Here is a 17,938-nt window from a genome sequence, read left to right as displayed (position 1 = left end):
CATCGCTGCTGGTACTACGGAGCACCCAATGCCCTCGGTACTCGCCGAGCAGCACAGAAGCGCGCGGGGCTTTCCGGGGCAAGCTGTTTGAGCCCGCGTAGCGGGTGAGTTCTTGCCCCGGCCGCGGGCTTCGCGCAGCGCAGGGGACCGGCCGAAGGCCGGCGAGACCGCGGGCGCGCCTTTCTTTGCTGACTTTCTCTTGTGCCCCAACGGGGTATTGGCAAGACAAAGAAAGTAAGGCGGCTGCGGTGCGCCAAGTTCTTAGTGAGCGCAGCGAGCTTAGAACTGGCCATGCAGAGCAAGCACCCCCGCCCCGAACCGCACGCAGCGCGGGCCTCGCGGCGTCAGCCGCTAAACCGACAAACCCGGTGGGCAAAGTTGCCCACCCTACTTGGCTATCCACGCTGTGGCTGGCAGAGGTGTTTGCTCCTCCTGCGCTCCCTCACCCCAATCCCTCTCCCAGGAGGAGAGGGGCTTAACATCCCCGCTAGTCGAATGCATGCCCGCAGCGTTTGATTCGCTTGGGTTTTACCCGCATCATCGCCGCCTTCGGCCAGGGCACCCCCTGGCCGCCTGGAATTCGAGCAGCGCCAAGTAGCGCTTAAGCCCGGTGTGCTAGCACATCGCGGCATCCATCATCTTTAGCGCTATTGGGAGTGCTCTCATGGAAATTAAGGTCAACTTTCTCGACAAGCTTCGCCTCGAAGCCAAGTTCGATGATTTCACCGTGGTGGCCGACCAGCCGATACGCTACAAGGGCGATGGCTCGGCGCCTGGCCCGTTTGATTACTTCCTCGCCTCCTCGGCCTTGTGCGCGGCTTACTTCGTGAAGCTGTACTGCAGTACGCGCAATATCCCCACCGAGAATATCCGCCTGTCGCAGAACAATATTGTCGACCCGGAAAACCGCTATCAGCAGATCTTCAAGATTCAGGTGGAATTGCCGGCCGATATCTCGGCCAAGGACCGTGAAGGCATTCTGCGTTCCATCGACCGCTGCACGGTGAAGAAGGTGGTGCAGGCCGGGCCGGAGTTTGTGATTGAAGAGGTGGAGAACCTGGATGCCGATGCCCAGGCGCTGCTGACCCTGAGCCCATCCCAGGATGCGGCCACCTATATCGTGGGCAAGGACCTGCCGCTGGAGCAGACCATTGCCAATATGTCCAAGCTGCTGGCTGAGCTGGGCATCAAGATCGAAATCGCTTCCTGGCGCAATATCGTGCCGAATGTGTGGTCGCTGCATATTCGCGATGCGCATTCGCCCATGTGCTTCACCAATGGCAAGGGGGCCAGCAAGGAAAGCGCGCTCGCCTCGGCGCTGGGTGAATATATCGAGCGCATCAGCAATAACCATTTTTACGCGGGTTCGTTCTGGGGCGAGGAGATCGCCAATGCGGACTTCGTGCATTACCCGAATGAGCGCTGGTTCAAGCCCGGCCCCAAGGATGCACTGCCCAAGGAAATCCTGGATGAATACTGCCTGGCCATTTACAACCCTGATGGCGAACTGCGTGGCTCGCACCTGTATGACACCAATTCGGGCAATACCGCGCGTGGTATCTGTTCCCTGCCTTTCGTGCGTCAGTCCGATGGCGAGGTCGTGTATTTCCCGTCCAATCTGGTCGAGAACCTGTATGCCAGCAATGGCATGAGCGCCGGCAATACCCTGGCCGAGGCGCAGGTGCAGTGCCTGTCGGAAATCTTTGAACGCGCGGTGAAGCGCGAGATTCTGGAAGGCGAAATCGCCCTGCCCGATGTGCCGGCAGAAGTGCTGGCCAAATACCCGGGCGTGGTGGCCGGCATACGCGGCCTGGAAGAGCAGGGCTTTCCGGTGCTGGTGAAGGATGCCTCGCTGGGCGGCGCCTACCCGGTGATGTGCGTAACGCTGATGAACCCGCGCACCGGCGGCGTGTTTGCCTCGTTTGGCGCGCACCCGAGCTTTGAAGTGGCGCTGGAGCGCAGCCTGACCGAGTTGCTGCAGGGCCGCAGCTTTGAGGGCCTGAATGATCTGCCGCCGCCCACCTTTGCCAGCGAGGCGGTCACCGAGCCGAATAACTTCGTCGAGCACTTCATCGATTCGAGCGGCATCGTGTCCTGGCGCTTCTTCAGCGCCCGCGCCGATTACGACTTCGTGGAATGGGACTTCACCAGCCAGGGCGAACACGCCAATGCCGAGGAGGCCGCCACCCTGTTCGGCATCCTGGCCGAGCTGGGCAAAGAGGTGTACGTGGCCGAATACAACCAGCTGGGCGCGGCGGCCTGCCGGATTCTGGTGCCCGGTTATTCCGAGGTCTATCCGGTCGAGGACCTGGTCTGGGACAACACCAATAAGGCGCTGCTGTTCCGCGCCGACATCCTGAATCTGCACCGCCTGGACGACAAGGCCCTGAAAGCGCTGCTCAAGCGTCTGAACAATAACGAGCTGGATGAATACGGCGATATCGCCACCCTGATCGGCATCGAGTTCGACGAGAACACGCCCTGGGGCCAGCTGACCGTGCTGGAACTGAAGCTGCTTGTGCATCTGGCTTTGAAGCAGTTCGAGGATGCGCACGATCTGGTCGGCGCCTTCCTGCAATACAACGACAACACGCTGGAGCGCGGCCTGTTCTACCAGGCCTTGAATGCGGTGCTGTCGGTGGTGCTCGATGATGAGCTGGCGCTGGCCGATTACGAGCACAACTTCCGGCGCATGTTTGGCGATGCGCGCATGGATGCGGTGCTCGGCTCGGTGGATGGCAGCGTGCGCTTCTACGGCCTGACGCCCACCAGCCTGCAGCTGGAAGGGCTGGACCGCCACCAACGCCTGCTCGACAGCTACAAGAAGCTGCACGCCGCCCGCGCAAAGTTTGCGGCGCGCGCCAGCTAGCGCGGCCCCGGCCGGGCAGGGCGGCTGCGTGGTGGTAGGCGGCTACCTGCGGCTGCTCGGCACCGATGAGCGCCACCAGTGAGCTAGCTGAGCCGGCCGGCATGCACGCTGAGGCTGGCTGACCACAGCGCCGTTGCGCCGCTGCCATCCGCCGGCCTGCCAAGGTGGTGGGGGCGGGCGGCTTTGGGCAGACTGACGCTTTTTTTTACGTCTAAGCCCATGCAGACCAAAACCCATTACCAGTTGCTGGGCATCAGCCCCACGGCCGACGAGGCCGAGATCCGCCGCGCCTACGATGTGCGCATGCAGCAGCTGGCCGGCTCGGGCAGCGTGCAGCTGGAGGCGGTGCGCAAGGCCCATGCCGTGCTAGCCGACCCAATACGCCGCGCGGTCTACGACGCCAGCCTGCGCAATCAGGACCAGGGCATGACCCCGCCACCCGAGCCAGTGGCCCGCCGCGAAGGTGCTGGCCAGCGCTGGCTGCTGGTGCTGGCCGGCGTCGCCCTGCTGGGTGCCGGCCTGTTCTGGCTCAGCCAACGCCCCAAATCCGCCCCCAAGCCTGCACTACCCGCCGCCACTGAGCCCGCCATCGTGGTGGATGGCGTCGCCGCCACGCCCGATGAGATCGCCGAAGCGAATGCCTCGATTGAGACAAGGCGCAATGGCCTGGCACAGCAAAAATGGTCTGAACGTACCCGTTTGGAAAATCGTAAGTCACAGCTTGGTACAGAGCTGGCGGTGATGATGATGGACGGTCAGCGCCTGCCGCCCGATGCCGACCAAGCCAGCATTGACTATGTGGAGCGTAAGCGCGCCGCGCTGGAACATGAGATCGCGTGGTTGAAGGCACGCCTGGAGGAGATAGACCATGTCGAACTTCCCATGGCCGCCAAAGGTGAGCTGGCACCGGCAAAGGAATACACCCCGCCGAGCGAATGAGTGCGGTACGGCCTTCGCTATGGCGATAGGGCTAGTGCTGCCCAACGAGCGTGCTTGCCGCACCGACGATAGCAGGTGCGGCACGCTCTGCGCTTTCTTGGCAAGACTGTATGAGGTAGCGGCTGGATGGCGCGGTGTGACGCTCGCCTCAGGATGCCCGCAAACGTTCCGGATGGCTGTATACGGTCAGCCTTTGCTCGCGCGCGAAGCCGATCAGGCATAGGCCGGTCTCTTCGGCCAGCTGCACGGCCAGGGCGGTGGGGGCGGAGATGGCGGCCAGGATGGCGAAGCCGGCGCTGGCCGCCTTGTGCACCATTTCGTAGGAGGCACGCGAGCTGATCACCAGCAGGCCATGCGGCTCGGGCTGGCGTGCGCAGGCGCCGATCAGCTTGTCGAGCGCGTTGTGGCGGCCCACGTCCTCGCGCAGCAACAGCTGGCCATACTGCCAGCGCCCGGCTGCGTGCACGGCGCCGGTGGCCGCATTCAGTGCCTGCTGCGCGGCCAGTGCCTGCATGGCCGCATGCACCTGCGCGGCCGTACTGTATTGCTCGGTATGCAACGCGGGCAGGGCGCGAATGGCGCTGGCCAGGCTATCGTGGCCGCACAGGCCACAGCCGCTATTGCCGGTCAGGCTACGGCGACGGTTTTTCAGGGCGGCGAAGCGGGCGGCGCTGATCTGCATCTCCAGCACAATGCCCTCGGCCTGCGGCTGGATTTCCAGATCAAGCAACTCGCCCGGCCGGGTGAGGATGCCCTCGCTGAGCGAAAAGCCGAGCGCGAAGTCCTCGAGGTCCTGCGGGCTGGCCATCATCACCGCCTGGCTGATGCCGTTGTAGCTGAAGGCAATGGCGGTCTCTTCGGCCAGCAGCTCGCGGCGTGGCGTGGTCTGGCCGGCGGCGATGCGTAGCGCATGCACCGCCAGGCTGCCAGGCGGCGGGGTCAGCGGGTCTGACATAGCGCGCGTCCCTTCTCGCTTAGCCACAGCGTGCGGCGCTTGCCGTCCTGGCGCGTGGCGATCAGGTCCAGACCGCCTTGCTCGGCCGGGCCGGCCAGCAAGGCTAGCGCGCGATTGAGCTGGCTCATACCGAGGCCCAGCTGCTTGGCCAGCCGGTGGTCGGACTGGCCCTCGGCCTCGGCCACCGCCACCACGATATTCAGCAGTGCTTGTTCATCCACTAGGCGGCGTCCTGTTCTTGGCTCAGGATCAGCGTGACCGGCACCGATTTGGAAGCCGGCGTACGTGCGCGGTCGGCCATGCTGCTCAGTGGCACCAGATTATTGGTTTCCGGGTAATAGCTGGCGAGATTGCCGGCCGGAATATCGTACTCGACCAGCAGGAAGCGGCGGGCCACGCGCTCGTGGCCGTCATGCCAGACCGAGCGCATATCGACCCACTGACCGGCCTTGAAGCCCAGTGCGCTGAGATCGGCGGGGTTGATGAAGCACACGCGGCGGTGGCCGAACACGCCGCGATAGCGGTCGTCGAGGCCATAGATAGTGGTGTTGTACTGGTCGTGGCTGCGCACGGTCATCAGATTAAACACGGTCTGGGTCGGGTGCTGCGCGCGCAGGGTGGCGATGGGCAGGTCCTGCGGCACGGCATGGGCCAGGAAACGCGCCTTGCCGGTGGCGGTCTGCCAGTTGCGTTCGCGCGCCGAGTTACCGAGGTAAAAGCCGCCCGGCACATGCACGCGTGCATTGAAATCCTCGAAGCCATCGATCACCTCGGCGATCTTGGCGCGGATGCGGTCATAGTCTTCGATCAGCCAGGCCCAGGGCGTTTTGCTGTGCGGCAGGGTGGCCTGGGCCAGACGCGCCACGATGGCGGGTTCCGACAGCAGCTGGGCGGACGCCGGCGCATTCATGCCGGCCGAGATATGCACCATGCTCATCGAGTCTTCCACCGTCACCCCCTGTGGGCCGCTGGCCTGGATATCGATTTCGGTGCGCCCAAGGCAAGGCAGGATCAACGCGTCCTGGCCATGCACAAGATGCGAGCGGTTGAGCTTGGTGGTGATATGCACGGTCAGCGCGCACTGCCGCAGTGCTTCCTGGGTGCGGTCGGCATCCGGCGTGGCCACCGCGAAATTGCCGCCCAGCGCGATGAATACCTTGGCTTCGCCGGCCAGCATGGCTTCAATCGCGCTGACCACATCATGGCCGTGCGCTGCTGGCGGGGTGAAGTCGAACGCTTTGCCAAGCTTGTTTAGAAAGGCCGGGCTGGGGCGTTCGTAAATGCCCATGGTGCGGTCGCCCTGCACATTCGAGTGACCGCGTACCGGACAGGCACCGGCGCCGGGCTTGCCGATATTGCCCTTCAGCAAGAGCAGATTGACGATGGCCTGGATGGTGGCCACCGAATGCTTGTGCTGGGTGATGCCCATGCCCCAGGTGCAGATGCTGGCGCTGCTTTGGCGATAGATATCGGCCGCGGCGCGAATCTGCGCTTCAGTCAGGCCCGATTCGGCTTCGATGGTGGCCCAGCTTTCCGCCGCCACATCGGCGCGAAAGGCGTCAAAGCCATCGGTATGCGCGGCGATGAAGTCGGCGTCGATATCGCCCGCTTCCAGCACCGCCTTGGCCATGCCCTTGGCCACGGCCAAGTCGCCGCCGATGCGCACTTGGTAATAGCTGCTGGCAATCGCGCTGCCCTGGCTGGACAGCATATCGGCGGGGCTTTGTGGGTCGGCAAAGCGTTCGAGGCCGCGTTCGCGCAGCGGGTTGAATACCACGATGCGGCAACCGCGCTTGGCGGCTTCGCGCAGGGTGCCCAGCATGCGCGGGTGATTGGTGCCGGGGTTCTGGCCGAAGATGAAGATCGCCTCGGCGGCGTCGAAGTCGTCCAGCGTGACCGTGCCCTTACCAATGCCGATCTGCTCCTTCATCGCCGTGCCCGAGGGTTCGTGGCACATATTCGAGCAGTCGGGCAGGTTATTGGTGCCGTATTCGCGGATGAACAGCTGGTAGAGGAAGGCGGCCTCGTTCGAGGTGCGCCCCGAGGTATAGAACAGCGCCTGGTTCGGGTCGGGTAGGGCTTGCAGATGACGGGCCATCAGGGCGAATGCGTCATCCCAGCTGGTGGGGACGTAGCGGTCCTGCGCGGCGTCGTAGCGCATCGGTTCGGTCAGCCGGCCCTGGCCTTCCAGCCAGTAGTCATCATGCGCGGCCAGCTGGGCCACGGTATGGCTCTCGAACAGCGCGCGGTCGGCGCGTCGCTCGGTGGCTTCCGCCGCCACGGCCTTGGCGCCGTTTTCGCAGAACTCAAAGGTGGAGTGGTGGTTCTTGTCCGGCCAGGCACAGCCCGGGCAGTCGAAGCCATCGGGCTGGTTGGCGCGCAACAGCGTGCTGACCCCGCGGCCGACGATGCCCTGCGCGTGGATATGCTTGAACACGCTGCGCAGCGCACCCCAGCCGCCGGCTGGCTTGCTGTATAACTTGATCGCCTGTTTGCTCATGGGCCTTGCTCCTTGCTCGGGCTGACACCAGCGGCCTGTGGCCAGGCCGCTGGTGTCAGCCGCCTGGGCTTGCGCGCAGGCGGGGTGGCCGGAACGGGCAGGCTACACCCGTTTCGGCCGCAGACTCAGGCAAACAGTGCCAGGGTCTTCTTGATGGTCTGGTAGACGCCCCAGGCCAGTGGCAGGGAAACATAGGCCCACAGGATCAGGCCCTTGGTCTTGGCATTCATGGCTTAGGCTTCCTTGGTGACGAAACGGGTATCGACCGGCTTGACCAGGATGTTGGCGATCAGGCCGACAATCAGCAAGGCGGCCATCACGTACATGGTGGTGTTGTAGGCCTGCGCCTTGGCCACACCCTGGGCAATCTGGTACTCGCGCATATAGTTGACGATGATCGGACCGAGCACGCCAGCGACCGCCCAGGCGGTGAGCAGGCGGCCATGGATGGCACCGACGAAGCGGGTGCCGAACATATCGGACAGATAGGCCGGGATGGTGGCAAAGCCGCCGCCATACATGGACAGAATCAACGCATACAGGCCAACGAAGAGCAGCACATTGCCCGCCGCGCCGGCTGAAGGGATCAGCGCGTACAGCACGGCGCCCAAGAGGAAGAACACCACATAGGTGAGCTTGCGGCCGATCAGGTCGGACACGCTGGACCAGAAGAAACGCCCACCCATATTGAACAGCGACAGAAGGCCGACGAAGCCGGCAGCCGCTGCGGCGGTGACCGTGTCCTTGAACACTTCCTGGATCATCAGCGAGGCCTGGCCGAGCACGCCGATGCCGGCGGTTACATTCATGCACAGCACGACCCATAGCAGCCAGAACTGCGGCGCGCTATGTGCCTGATCCACATGCACGAAGGCATCGCCCGACAGCTTGTCCGCGCTGGCCTTCTCCACATAGCCTTCGGGCTTCCAGCCCGGCGCGGGCAGGCGCACGGTAAAGGCGCCGACCAGCATCGAGATGGTGTAGATCACCCCCATCACCACGAAGGTTTCGGTGATGCCGGCCGTAGCGTCGGTCTTGAAGTGTTCCATCAGCATGACGGCCAGCGGCGCACCTATCATCGCGCCGCCACCAAAGCCCATGATGGCCATGCCGGTGGCCATGCCGCGCCGATCCGGAAACCACTTGATCAGCGTGGACACCGGCGACACATAGCCAAGACCGAGGCCGATGCCACCGACCACGCCGTAACCGAGATACAGCAACCATAGCTGCTTGAGGTGGATGCCCAGCGCCGAGATCAGGAAGCCGCCGCCAAAGCACAGCGCCGAGGTGAACATGGTGGCGCGCGGGCCGACCCGCTCGAGCCATTTGCCGCCAAACGCGGCCGACAGACCGAGGAAGACGATGGCCAGCGAGAAGATCCAACCGAGGGCCGGAATGCTCCAGCCATAAGCCTGGTTGAGCGGCGAATTGAACACCGAGAAGGCGTAGGCCTGGCCTATGCACAGGTGTATGGCCAGCGCCGCGGGCGGAATCAGCCAGCGGTTGAAGTTGGCATCGGCGATGCTGTGACTCTTGTCCAGCGATGCAAGCAAGCTCATCGTTTTCCCCATTGGATTTATTTGGCCGCCCAGCCGGGCAGGGCGGTGCTGAGTACAGCCAGCGCGGGCAGGCTAAGGCATAAATGGGAATGATTGCCAGTACTGTCAGGTATTTGTAAGCCACTCTGAAAGCCTTGCTGGCAGCGGCTTGATGCTAATGTCCTGATTTCTAAACGCTCTTTTCAGCGCGCTGGCATCAATATATTAGTGATGCTTTATGTATGCGCGTCGGCAAGACACTGGCTGACAAGGGCCTGGGCGGCCTGGCCGTGTGCGGTGCTCCGACCATCCCCTGCCCGCCACAGCGCTGCGGGCCAGTGATAGGATGCGCGCCCCATGCGCATCCACGACCTGCACCACGCCCTGGCCGAACTCGGCGCCAAGCCCTGCCATATCGGCCGCATCAGCCGCGCCTGGCTGCGCGGCCTGCCGCTTGATACCGGCACCAAGTACCGCCGGACCGAGGACTATCTGCCCCTGCCGGTGCGCGACGGCCTGCCGGCCATCCAGCGCCAGATCGATGGTCTGGTGCGACTGAAGTCCGAGCACCCGGCGGCCGATGGCTCGGCGCGCCTCCTGGTCGAGCTGGCCGATGGGCAGATGGTGGAAAGCGTGCTTTTGCCGCGCGATGGGCTATGTGTGTCCACCCAGGTCGGTTGCGCGGTCGGCTGCGTGTTCTGCCAGACCGGCAAGAGCGGGCTGCTGCGCCAGGTCGGCAGCGCCGAAATCGTCGCCCAGGTGGCGCTGGCACGGCGTTTCCGGCCGGTGAAGAAGGTGGTGTTCATGGGCATGGGCGAGCCTGCCCATAATCTCGACAATGTGCTGGAGGCGATTGACCTCCTGGGCCGCGAAGGCAATATCGGCCACAAGAACCTGGTGTTCTCCACCGTGGGTGATCTGCGCGTGTTCGAGCGCCTGCCGCAGCAGGTGGTGAAACCGGCGCTGGCCTTGTCGCTGCACACCAGCAAGGCCGAGCTGCGCGCCCAGCTTCTGCCGCGCGCGCCGCGCATCGATCCCGAAGCGCTGATGGCGCTGGGCGAGGACTATGCGCGCAGCACCGGCTACCCGATCCAGTACCAGTGGACGCTGTTGCGCGGCATCAATGACGGGCAGGATGAGATGGACGCCATCCTGCGCCTGTTCAAGGGCAAGTTCGCGGTGCTGAACCTGATTCCCTACAACAGCCTCGAGTCGGACGAATTCCAGCGCCCGGACGCCGAGCGCATCCAGTACATGACCCGCTATCTGCATAGCCGCGGCGTGCTGACCAAGGTGCGCAACTCGGCCGGCCAGGATATCGATGGCGGCTGCGGCCAGCTGCGTGCCCGCGCCGTGCAGCTGGTGGACACCAGCCGCCTGCGCCGCGCCAGCCGCAAGACTGCGGTGGCCGACCCAAGCAGCGCGGACTGAGCCGCGGGTCTCGCGCCAGCGCCGCGCCCGCCAAGCCGCTTAATGCTTGGCTAGCGCCTTCTTGCGCCGCCAGGCCAGCTTGTGCGCTGGCTTGGGGCGTAGCGTATAGATATGTTCGCGCAGATGGGCGGCCGCCTCGGGCAGGCTCAGCTGCATGGCTTCCAGCGTCGGCCAGGCAATCGGTGCGCCGATGCTGATCTGGATCTTCCCGCCCTGTTTGGCGAACACCTCGCGCGCGAGCAGCAGCATGGCCAGCGGCTTGTAGAGCATCGACCAGGCATAGAACCCCAAGGAATTCCGCCCGCTGATATGCACTGGCAGGATGGGCGCGCCGGCACGCTTGGCCACGCGCAGAAAGCCGGTACGCCACAAGCCATCGCGTATGCCCTTGGGGCTGGCGCGCGATACCTCGCCACTGGGGAAGATGATGACCGCCTCGCCGCGTGCCAGCGCGGCATCGATACCATCGACATTGCTGCGGTTATTACGCCCGCTCAGATTGTCCACCGGCAGCAGGATGTCGCGCGCCGGGCGGAACTGCAGCAGGATGTCGCTGACCACCATGCGCACATCGGGGCGTACCCGGCTGACCAGCTGGATCAGCGCCGCGCCATCCAGCGCACCGAGCGGATGGTTAGCCACCACCACCAGCGGCCCGCTGGCCGGAATCTGCTCGGCCCCCGTCGCGCTATAGCCGAGTTCCAGATAGTCGAGCAGCGCATCGTTGAACCCCAGCCCCAGCCGCCCGGTGCTGTACTGCATCAGCGCATTGATGCGCTTCTCGCGCAGCAGGCCGGACAAGGTCAGCACGATGGCTTTACGCAGCAGCCAGGGCTTGCGGCTGAAGCCGGGGAAACGGGTATGCAGCAGGGCCTGCACCGAAATCGTGTCGCTCATAGCAATGGTCTCCGTGCCTTGTATGTGCCAAGGAAGACCACACTAGCCCCGTCGTAAGACAAACATATTGCAGCCCGCACGCATCGGCAGGAAAAGAAAAGGCCCCGCATGCGGGGCCTTGGCTTGACACTTATCCCGGCTTACTTGGGCATGATCACGCTGTCGATCACATGGATCACACCGTTATCGGCCTTGATATCGGTCTTCATCACCTTGGCGCTATCCACCATCACGCCACCGTCGGTCTTCACGGTCAGGGCGCTGCCTTGCACCGTCTTCACGCTACCCGCCTTCACATCCTTGGCCATCACCGCGCCGGGCACGACATGGTAGGTCAGTACTGCGCTCAGCTTGGCCTTGTCCTTGAGCAGTGCATCGAGCTGGGCCTTGGGAATCTTGGCGAAGGCTTCATCGGTAGGGGCAAATACCGTGAACGGGCCTTTGCCCTTCAGGGTGTCCACCAGCCCTGCGGCTTTCACCGCGGTGACCAGGGTGTTGAAGGAGCCCGCCGACACGGCGGTATCGACGATGTCCGCGGCAAAGGCCGGGGCAGACAGGGACAGACTCAGTAGCAGGGCAGAAACGTGCTTTTTCATCGTGGTCTCCAAAACAGAGGTGAGTGAGCTATCGCAGTCGCGATACGACAAAGAGCGCGCCTAGTGCTTAAAGTTCACTATTTGTTGTGAACAAATTGAGAAAATTTCTGTTTTGTAGCACCTGGCGAGTGAGTAGCCAGTTCGCTTGATGACCGTGGCGATAGTGGAAAACCCGCGTGCTTTGTCGGCCCGGCTTGGTTAGCATCGCGACTTTCGTAAGTTTTGCGTAAGTTAAAGGCAATCCCGGATGCGTACTCCCCATGCCCGCCCCCTGGCCGTACTGACCTCGCTGTTCTTCATGTGGGGTTTGATCACCTCGCTGAACGACATCCTGGTGCCCCACCTGAAAGCCATGTTCTCGCTCAGCTATGTGCAGGCCATGCTGGTGCAGTTCTGCTTCTTTACCGCTTATTTCTTCGTGTCGCTGCCGGCGGGCTGGTTGATGCAGAAGATCGGCTACCAGCGTGGCCTGATCATTGGCCTGTGCACGGTGGGTGTCGGTTGCCTGCTGTTCTACCCGGCGGCCAGCTTGCGCGCTTATCCCTTCTTCCTTGGCGCGCTATTCGTGCTGGCGGCCGGTATCACGCTGCTGCAGGTGGCGGCCAATCCCTATGTCACGCTGCTGGGCAAGCCGGAAACTGCCTCCAGCCGTCTGAACCTGACCCAGGCCTTCAACTCGCTGGGCGCCACGCTTGGCCCGCTGGTCGGGGCGGTAACCATCCTGGGTGCGGCCGACCATGCGGCGGCCGCCGTCAGCGATGCGAGCAGCGTGCAAGGCCCTTACTTGGTGCTGGCCGCACTCTTGTTCGTGCTGGCGGGCGCGGTGGCGCTGTTCCGCCTGCCCGATGTGCGTAGCGGGCAGGGCGCAGCCAGCGCGGCCCAGGCCGAGGGCAGCATCTGGTCGGTACGCCATCTGGTGCTCGGGGCGGTCGGCATCTTCTGCTATGTGGGCGCCGAGGTATCGACCGGCAGCTTCCTGGTCAGCCTGATGAGCGCCCCGCCCATTGCCGGCCTCAGCCATGCGGCGGCCGGCAAATACCTGGCCCTGTACTGGGGCGCGGCCATGGTGGGGCGCTTTATCGGCAGCGCGCTGATGCAGAAGCTGCGCGCCAGCGTGGTGCTGGCCGGTGCGGCCGTCATCAATGCCTTGCTGATCGGCATGGCGATCAGCGTCGGCGGCCCGGCCGCCATGTGGGCCTTGCTGCTGACCGGTCTGTTCAACTCGATCATGTTCCCCACGCTGTTCTCGCTGGCCCTGGAAGGCCTGGGTGCACTGACCAGCAAGGGTTCGGGCGTGCTGTGCATGGCCATTGTCGGCGGCGCCATCGTGCCGCTCTTGCAGGCGGGCCTGGCCGACCATCTGAGCCTGCTGTTCTCCTTCGTGGTGCCGCTGCTGTGCTATCTGTTCATCGCCTACTACGGCCTGCGCGGGCACAAGCCACAGGCGGTTGGCCTGCCGCGGGCAAAAACAGACGCTATCGCGCAGCCGGCCTGATCCGAATCGCACGGGTAAAGAAAAAGGCGGGAGCTTGCTCCCGCCTTTTTTCATGCGCTCTCGCCAGCAATCAGACCGGGCTGTTCAGCACGGCTTCCAGCTGGTCGAGCAGCCCGTCCATGCGCTTGATCAGCGCGCGGTAGGGAGCCGGGGTCGCCAGATCGAGGCCAGCCGCCTTTACGATCAGGTAAGGGTCGTTCGAACCGCCAGCCTCCAGCATCTTCACGAACTGCGTGCGCACGGCGCTGTCGCCACGGCCTATGCCCTCGGCGAAGTAGGCGGCCGCGCTAATCGAGGTCGCGTACTGGAACACATAGAAGTCGTTATAGAAGTGCGGGATGTACGCCCACTCGCGCCCGTAGCGTGCATCGATCTCCATCACGCCCGCATCGTGGCCGTGGTAGCGGCGCAGCAGATTCAGATAGAGCTGGCTCAGCTTCTCGCCGGTCAGCGCCTCACCACGCTCGATCGCCTCGTGCGTGGCCAGCTCGAACTCGGCGAACATGGTCTGGCGGAAGAAGGTGCCGCGCAGCTGATCGATGGCCTGGCTCAGGGCAAAGATCTTTTCCTCGCGCGTCTTGGCCAGGCGGATCGCGTGGTCGGCCAGCAGCAGCTCATGCGCGGTGGACGGAATTTCCGCCACCAGCAGCGAGTAGCGTGCGGTCGGGTAGGGCTGGGCGCGGTTGGCCAGGATGGTGTGCATGCCATGGCCCCACTCGTGCGCATAGGTCGATACGCTGTCGTAGCTGCCATTGAAGCTCATCAGCACATAGGGGTGCAGATCGTAGACCGAGCCATTCATATAGGCACCCGAGCGCTTGCCGCGCTGCACGGTGGCATGGGTCCATGGGCTTTGCACCGCGCGGCTCAGGTCGGCCAGATAATCGCTGCCCATCGGCTGCAGTGCGTCCAGCATCAGCTGGGCCCCCTCGGTCAGCGTGTAGCTGCGCGGTGGCTTGGCCAGCGGCACATACATATCCGAGTACTGCAGGGTCGGTACGCCCAGCACGCGTTTGCTCAGCTTGAAGTAGCGGTGCAGGGTGGGCAGGCCGGCATTCGCCTCGGCCACCAGGGTGCGGTAGACCGATTCCGGGGTATTGAACGGGGCCAGCGCGGCGCTTAATGAGCTGGTGTGCTGACGTGCCTTGGCATTGAACACGGTGGCTTGCAGATTGCCAACATAGGTGCTGCCAAAGGTGCGTTCATAGGTTTTGAATACCGACCAGAAGGTCTCGAACACCAGCTTGCGCACGGCCGGGTCCTGATCGTCGCGGTGGGCAACATAGCCGGCCTGGTCAAGCAGCACGTCCTTGCCGCGAATCTGCACGGTGGGCCAGGGAATGTCGGCATTGGCCAGCGTGCCATAGGTGGTCTGTGCGGCATCCAGCGGCTTGCTCGCGGCGGCCAGCAGCGCTTCCTCGCGCTGGCTCAGCGTATGCGGCGCCAGGCGCAGCGTGTTCTCCAGCGGGTAGCGGTACTTGGCCAGCGCCGGTTCGCGCTTGAGGAAGGCGGCCAGCTTGGTCTTGCCCAGCGCAATCACTTCCACATCGATAAAGGCGGCGGTTTCCTGCAGGTCATTGCTCAGATTGCGCGCGAGCTGGCGGCGTGCCTGGTTGTCGGTGGCGCGCATATCCTCATCGGCCAGCAGACCGGCATAGGAGCCAAGCTTGGCCAGGCGGCGGCGCAGGTCCGACTCGGTATCCAGCACCTTGCGCAGCGCGGCCGGGCTTTGCCCGAGCGTGCCCTTGAGCTTGGCGAGGCCGGGCAGGGCGGCGGCAATCGCCTGCCGCTCGGCTTCCCAGGCGGCCGGGTCGGCAAACATCTCGTTCAGCTGCCAGGTGGACGGCAGTTCGGTACTCAGCGTAGCTGGCGTGGCGGCGACCACAGTGGTCGCCAGCAGACACGCCGTCAGCGCGGCAAGCGCACGGCTCATGGAAATCTCCCCGATTGGTGATGGATGCCGGGCCTGGCTGGATCGCAGCCGGGCAGGCATGGCGCATGCTAAACGGCTTTTGCTTATATATCCGCAGCAGCTGCGATAAACGGGCGGGAGGTGGGCTGAATGGTGCCAGGATGCGACAGGCCGGGTGCAGGGCGGCCGGAGAACCAGGTACGGGTGGCTAGGACCTGTGCTTCAGTCAGCCAGCTGGCGCAGGATGGCGGCAGCGATCTCGTCCAGCGGCAGCACCTCGTCCACCGCGCCGGCGCGTATCGCCTCCTTGGGCATGCCGAACACCACGCAGCTGTCCTCGTCCTGGGCCAGGTTGTAGGCGCCGGCCTGCTTCATGGCCAGCATGCCCTGCGCGCCATCGGCACCCATGCCGGTCAGCATCACGCCCAGCGTGCGCTTGGCGGCCAGTTGGGCAATTGAATCAAACAACACATCCACGGCTGGGCGATGGCGGTTCACCCGCTCGCTGCTCTGGAGCTGGCAGTGCAGATGGCCGGTTTCGCGCACCAGGGCCAGGTGCTGGTCGCCCGGCGCGATATACACATGGCCAGGGCGCAGGCGCTCGCCCTGCTCGGCCTCCTTCACCGTCAGCGCACAGATGCCATTCAGGCGCCGGGCAAATGGTTCGGTAAAGGCGGGCGGCATATGCTGGACCACCACGATGGGCGGCATTTCGGCTGGCAGGCCGAGCAGCACGGTCTGCAGCGCCTGGGTGCCGCCGGTGGATGCGCCGATGGCGATCAGGCGGTTGTGCTGGATATTGCTGCTGGGTGCGCGCGGCGCAGCGGGTGTGGCCGGGTGGCGTGGCGCCGTGCTGGTCGGCTTGGCGCGCGGCTGGCGCAGGCGCGCACCGGCCGCCATGCGCAGCTTTTCCACGATCTCCTCGCCGGCCTCGCGCAGACCGCGCTGCAGATCGAGCTTGGGCTTGGCCACGCAATCCACGGCACCCAGTTCCATCGCGCGCAGCGCGGTGTCCGAGCCGGCTGCGGTCAGCGTGGAGATCATGATCACCGGCGTGGGTTTGAGGCGCATCAACTTGTCGAGGAAGTCGAGCCCATTCATCTTCGGCATCTCGATATCCAGTGTGATCGCATCGGGCGACAGCGCACGGATCAACTCGCGCGCCGCATAGGGGTCGGGCGCTGCGCCCACCACTTCCATATCCGGTTCGCGGTTGATGATGTCGGTGAGCAGCTTGCGCATCAGCGCCGAGTCGTCCACCACCACGATGCGTATCAGCTGTTTCATCGCTTGTCCTCCGCCGGGCCGGTCTGGAACAGCTCGACACTGCCCTCGATATTGTCGCGCGTCAGATGGGCGCGGTAGGCGAGTTCGCGCTGCAGGATGGTGTCGTTGTGCAGGGTATGCAGGCGCTTGACCTTGACCGTGCCGCTATCGGTGAAGAAATACACCTTGCGTGGCAAGCTGCCGCGTAGGTCCTCTGCTTGGATAGGAATGCCTTCCTCGTGCAGATAGCGGCCGATGAATTCGGCATTGCGCAGGCCGACATTGACCGCGCCCAGCCCATGCAGCACATCGCCGCCGCCGAACACCTTGGCCTCTACATAGCGGCGTTCGGCGCCGAGTTTAAGCATATCGTTGAGCAGCGCCTCCATGGCAAACGCGCCATAGCGGGTGGGCAGGCCGAGTAGTGGGTGGGCTGAATCGGCGCGCCCATCGGGCAGCATGAAGTGATTGATGCCGGCCACGCCATTCACCGCATCGCGCAGGCAGACCGCCACGCAGGAGCCGAGCACCGTCACCATCAGGATACCGCGCCCGCTCGCGTAATACTCGCCAGGCAGGATCTTGGCCGCCTCGCGCTGGAAGTGCTTGTCGTAATAGCGGTTGGGTGCGGGTTTTTCATGCCGGCTGGTGTTCACGGCCGCCCCCCGGCGGCACGCCGGTAGGCGGTCTTGCCGACCACCTCCAGCTGCAGGCCGCTGCCCTGTGGGTTTTCCGAGTGGCCAAGAAACAGGATGCCGCCGGGCTTGAGTTGATCGAGCAGGCGGCGGGTCAGCGCGTACTGGTCTTCGCGCTTGAAGTAGATCAGCACATTGCGGCAGAAGATGAAGTCGAAATGCCCGGCCACCGGCCAGCGCGGCTCCAGCAGATTGCAGGGCAGGAAGTGCAGCAGCTGCTGCAGCTCCTTGCGCACGCGTACATAGCCATGGCGCTTGCCGGTGCCGCGCTGGAAGTAGGCATGCAGGCGCTCGACCGGCAGCTTGGCTACCCGCTCGAGCGAGTAGATACCTTGCTGGGCATGGGCGAGTGCACGTGTATCGATATCGGTGGCGATGATCTCGACCGGTGCATCGTAGCGGCCATAGCTCTCCACCACGGTCATGGCCAGCGTATAGGGTTCCTCGCCGGTGGAGGCGGCCGCGCACCAGATGCGCACCGGTTCGCGTGCATCGCGCGCCTGCAGCTGTTCCTGTAACAGCGCGAAATGGTGCGGCTCGCGGTAGAAGGCGGTCAGATGGGTGGTCAGCGCGCTGGTGAAGTCCTCCCACTCCGGGTGGGTGGCATCCTTGCGCAGCAGGGTCAGATAGGCAGTGATGCTGGGCAGGCCGAGCGCGCGCACGCGCTTGGACAGCCGGTTGTACACCATATGCTGCTTGCAGTCGGCCAGGGCCACCCCAGCCCGCTCACGTATCATCTCGCGGGCGAGCTGGAAGTCGGTACCGGTGTAGGCAAAGTCGCGGGCGGTGTTGACGATGCGCGGGGTGTCGTCCTCGGCCTCCTGCTTGCGCAGGCGGCGCAC

Annotated in this window: 13 protein-coding genes and 1 pseudogene; 4 read left to right on the top strand and 10 right to left on the bottom strand. The window is 64.3% G+C overall.

Annotated features, from left to right (window positions below):
• Positions 1-664 precede the first annotated feature (664 nt).
• Together BT173_RS15960 and BT173_RS15955 are read left to right on the top strand one after the other, a co-directional pair.
• Positions 665-2,869 (top strand): OsmC domain/YcaO domain-containing protein, encoded by a 2,205-nt coding sequence (locus tag BT173_RS15960; protein ID WP_072429669.1) that lies wholly within the window; start codon positions 665-667, stop codon positions 2,867-2,869.
• A gap of 219 nt (positions 2,870-3,088) precedes the next feature.
• Positions 3,089-3,808: a J domain-containing protein gene (locus BT173_RS15955; protein ID WP_072429668.1), complete on the top strand. Its 720-nt coding sequence runs from the start codon at positions 3,089-3,091 to the stop codon at positions 3,806-3,808.
• A gap of 148 nt (positions 3,809-3,956) precedes the next feature.
• On the opposite strand, the gene fdhD is transcribed toward BT173_RS15955, so the two are convergent.
• From fdhD to BT173_RS15935, 4 genes and pseudogenes are all read right to left on the bottom strand, one after another.
• Complete coding sequence (gene fdhD, locus BT173_RS15950; RefSeq protein ID WP_072429667.1) at positions 3,957-4,763, bottom strand: formate dehydrogenase accessory sulfurtransferase FdhD; 807 nt, start codon at positions 4,761-4,763, stop codon at positions 3,957-3,959.
• Positions 4,748-4,984: a hypothetical protein gene (locus tag BT173_RS15945; RefSeq protein ID WP_072429666.1), complete on the bottom strand. Its 237-nt coding sequence runs from the start codon at positions 4,982-4,984 to the stop codon at positions 4,748-4,750. Before BT173_RS15945 ends, fdhD begins: the two co-directional genes overlap by 16 nt.
• The gene (locus tag BT173_RS15940) at positions 4,984-7,263 is read right to left on the bottom strand and encodes an FdhF/YdeP family oxidoreductase (RefSeq protein WP_072429665.1); all 2,280 of its coding nucleotides are present in this window, start codon (positions 7,261-7,263) and stop codon (positions 4,984-4,986) included. The genes BT173_RS15945 and BT173_RS15940 overlap by 1 nt, the downstream gene beginning before the upstream one ends.
• A 125-nt stretch (positions 7,264-7,388) precedes the next feature.
• Positions 7,389-8,825, bottom strand: a pseudogene (locus tag BT173_RS15935) (L-lactate MFS transporter).
• 336 nt (positions 8,826-9,161) lie between these two features.
• On the opposite strand from BT173_RS15935, the gene BT173_RS15930 reads away from it, so the two are divergent.
• Positions 9,162-10,235 carry an RNA methyltransferase gene (locus BT173_RS15930; protein WP_072429663.1) on the top strand — a complete coding sequence of 358 codons (1,074 nt, stop codon included), beginning with the start codon at positions 9,162-9,164 and terminating at the stop codon, positions 10,233-10,235.
• Positions 10,236-10,274: 39 nt separating this feature from the next.
• On the opposite strand, the gene BT173_RS15925 is transcribed toward BT173_RS15930, so the two are convergent.
• Positions 10,275-11,132: a lysophospholipid acyltransferase family protein gene (locus BT173_RS15925; protein ID WP_072429662.1), complete on the bottom strand. Its 858-nt coding sequence runs from the start codon at positions 11,130-11,132 to the stop codon at positions 10,275-10,277.
• Positions 11,133-11,272: 140 nt separating this feature from the next.
• Positions 11,273-11,728 carry a fasciclin domain-containing protein gene (locus BT173_RS15920; protein ID WP_072429661.1) on the bottom strand — a complete coding sequence of 152 codons (456 nt, stop codon included), beginning with the start codon at positions 11,726-11,728 and terminating at the stop codon, positions 11,273-11,275.
• Between the two features lie 247 nt (positions 11,729-11,975).
• Between BT173_RS15920 and BT173_RS15915 the strand changes: the two genes are divergently transcribed.
• Positions 11,976-13,223: a sugar MFS transporter gene (locus BT173_RS15915; RefSeq protein ID WP_072429660.1), complete on the top strand. Its 1,248-nt coding sequence runs from the start codon at positions 11,976-11,978 to the stop codon at positions 13,221-13,223.
• Between the two features lie 70 nt (positions 13,224-13,293).
• On the opposite strand, the gene BT173_RS15910 is transcribed toward BT173_RS15915, so the two are convergent.
• The 4 genes from BT173_RS15910 to BT173_RS15895 all read right to left on the bottom strand — a co-directional run bounded on the left by BT173_RS15910 (position 13,294) and on the right by BT173_RS15895 (position 17,938).
• On the bottom strand, positions 13,294-15,156 hold the full coding sequence (locus BT173_RS15910) for a M3 family oligoendopeptidase (RefSeq protein ID WP_175545628.1): 1,863 nt from the start codon (positions 15,154-15,156) through the stop codon (positions 13,294-13,296).
• A gap of 201 nt (positions 15,157-15,357) precedes the next feature.
• A complete protein-coding gene (locus BT173_RS15905; RefSeq protein ID WP_072429659.1) occupies positions 15,358-16,422 on the bottom strand; it encodes a protein-glutamate methylesterase/protein-glutamine glutaminase in 1,065 nt (354 codons plus the stop codon).
• Positions 16,419-17,057 (bottom strand): chemoreceptor glutamine deamidase CheD, encoded by a 639-nt coding sequence (cheD, locus tag BT173_RS15900; protein WP_072429658.1) that lies wholly within the window; start codon positions 17,055-17,057, stop codon positions 16,419-16,421. Before cheD ends, BT173_RS15905 begins: the two co-directional genes overlap by 4 nt.
• The gene (locus BT173_RS15895; protein WP_217651492.1) at positions 17,054-17,938 is read right to left on the bottom strand and encodes a CheR family methyltransferase; all 885 of its coding nucleotides are present in this window, start codon (positions 17,936-17,938) and stop codon (positions 17,054-17,056) included. The genes cheD and BT173_RS15895 overlap by 4 nt, the downstream gene beginning before the upstream one ends.

Source organism: Chitinimonas taiwanensis DSM 18899 (genome assembly GCF_900119825.1).
GTDB classification, from domain to species: Bacteria; Pseudomonadota; Gammaproteobacteria; order Burkholderiales; family Chitinimonadaceae; genus Chitinimonas; species Chitinimonas taiwanensis.
Note: the sequence above shows the minus strand (reverse complement) of the source record. Positions and strands in the feature narration are given on the sequence as shown.

Bases quoted from the DNA above. Each gene is read 5' to 3' on its own strand.
- BT173_RS15915 (WP_072429660.1), top strand. From the start codon at position 11,976: ATGCGTACTCCCCATGCCCGCCCCCTGGCCGTACTGACCTCGCTGTTC.
- BT173_RS15925 (WP_072429662.1), bottom strand. From the start codon at position 11,132: ATGAGCGACACGATTTCGGTGCAGGCCCTGCTGCATACCCGTTTCCCC.
- BT173_RS15910 (WP_175545628.1), bottom strand. From the start codon at position 15,156: ATGAGCCGTGCGCTTGCCGCGCTGACGGCGTGTCTGCTGGCGACCACT.
- BT173_RS15960 (WP_072429669.1), top strand. From the start codon at position 665: ATGGAAATTAAGGTCAACTTTCTCGACAAGCTTCGCCTCGAAGCCAAG.
- BT173_RS15905 (WP_072429659.1), bottom strand. From the start codon at position 16,422: ATGAAACAGCTGATACGCATCGTGGTGGTGGACGACTCGGCGCTGATG.
- BT173_RS15920 (WP_072429661.1), bottom strand. From the start codon at position 11,728: ATGAAAAAGCACGTTTCTGCCCTGCTACTGAGTCTGTCCCTGTCTGCC.
- BT173_RS15940 (WP_072429665.1), bottom strand. From the start codon at position 7,263: ATGAGCAAACAGGCGATCAAGTTATACAGCAAGCCAGCCGGCGGCTGG.
- fdhD (WP_072429667.1), bottom strand. From the start codon at position 4,763: ATGTCAGACCCGCTGACCCCGCCGCCTGGCAGCCTGGCGGTGCATGCG.
- BT173_RS15955 (WP_072429668.1), top strand. From the start codon at position 3,089: ATGCAGACCAAAACCCATTACCAGTTGCTGGGCATCAGCCCCACGGCC.
- BT173_RS15930 (WP_072429663.1), top strand. From the start codon at position 9,162: ATGCGCATCCACGACCTGCACCACGCCCTGGCCGAACTCGGCGCCAAG.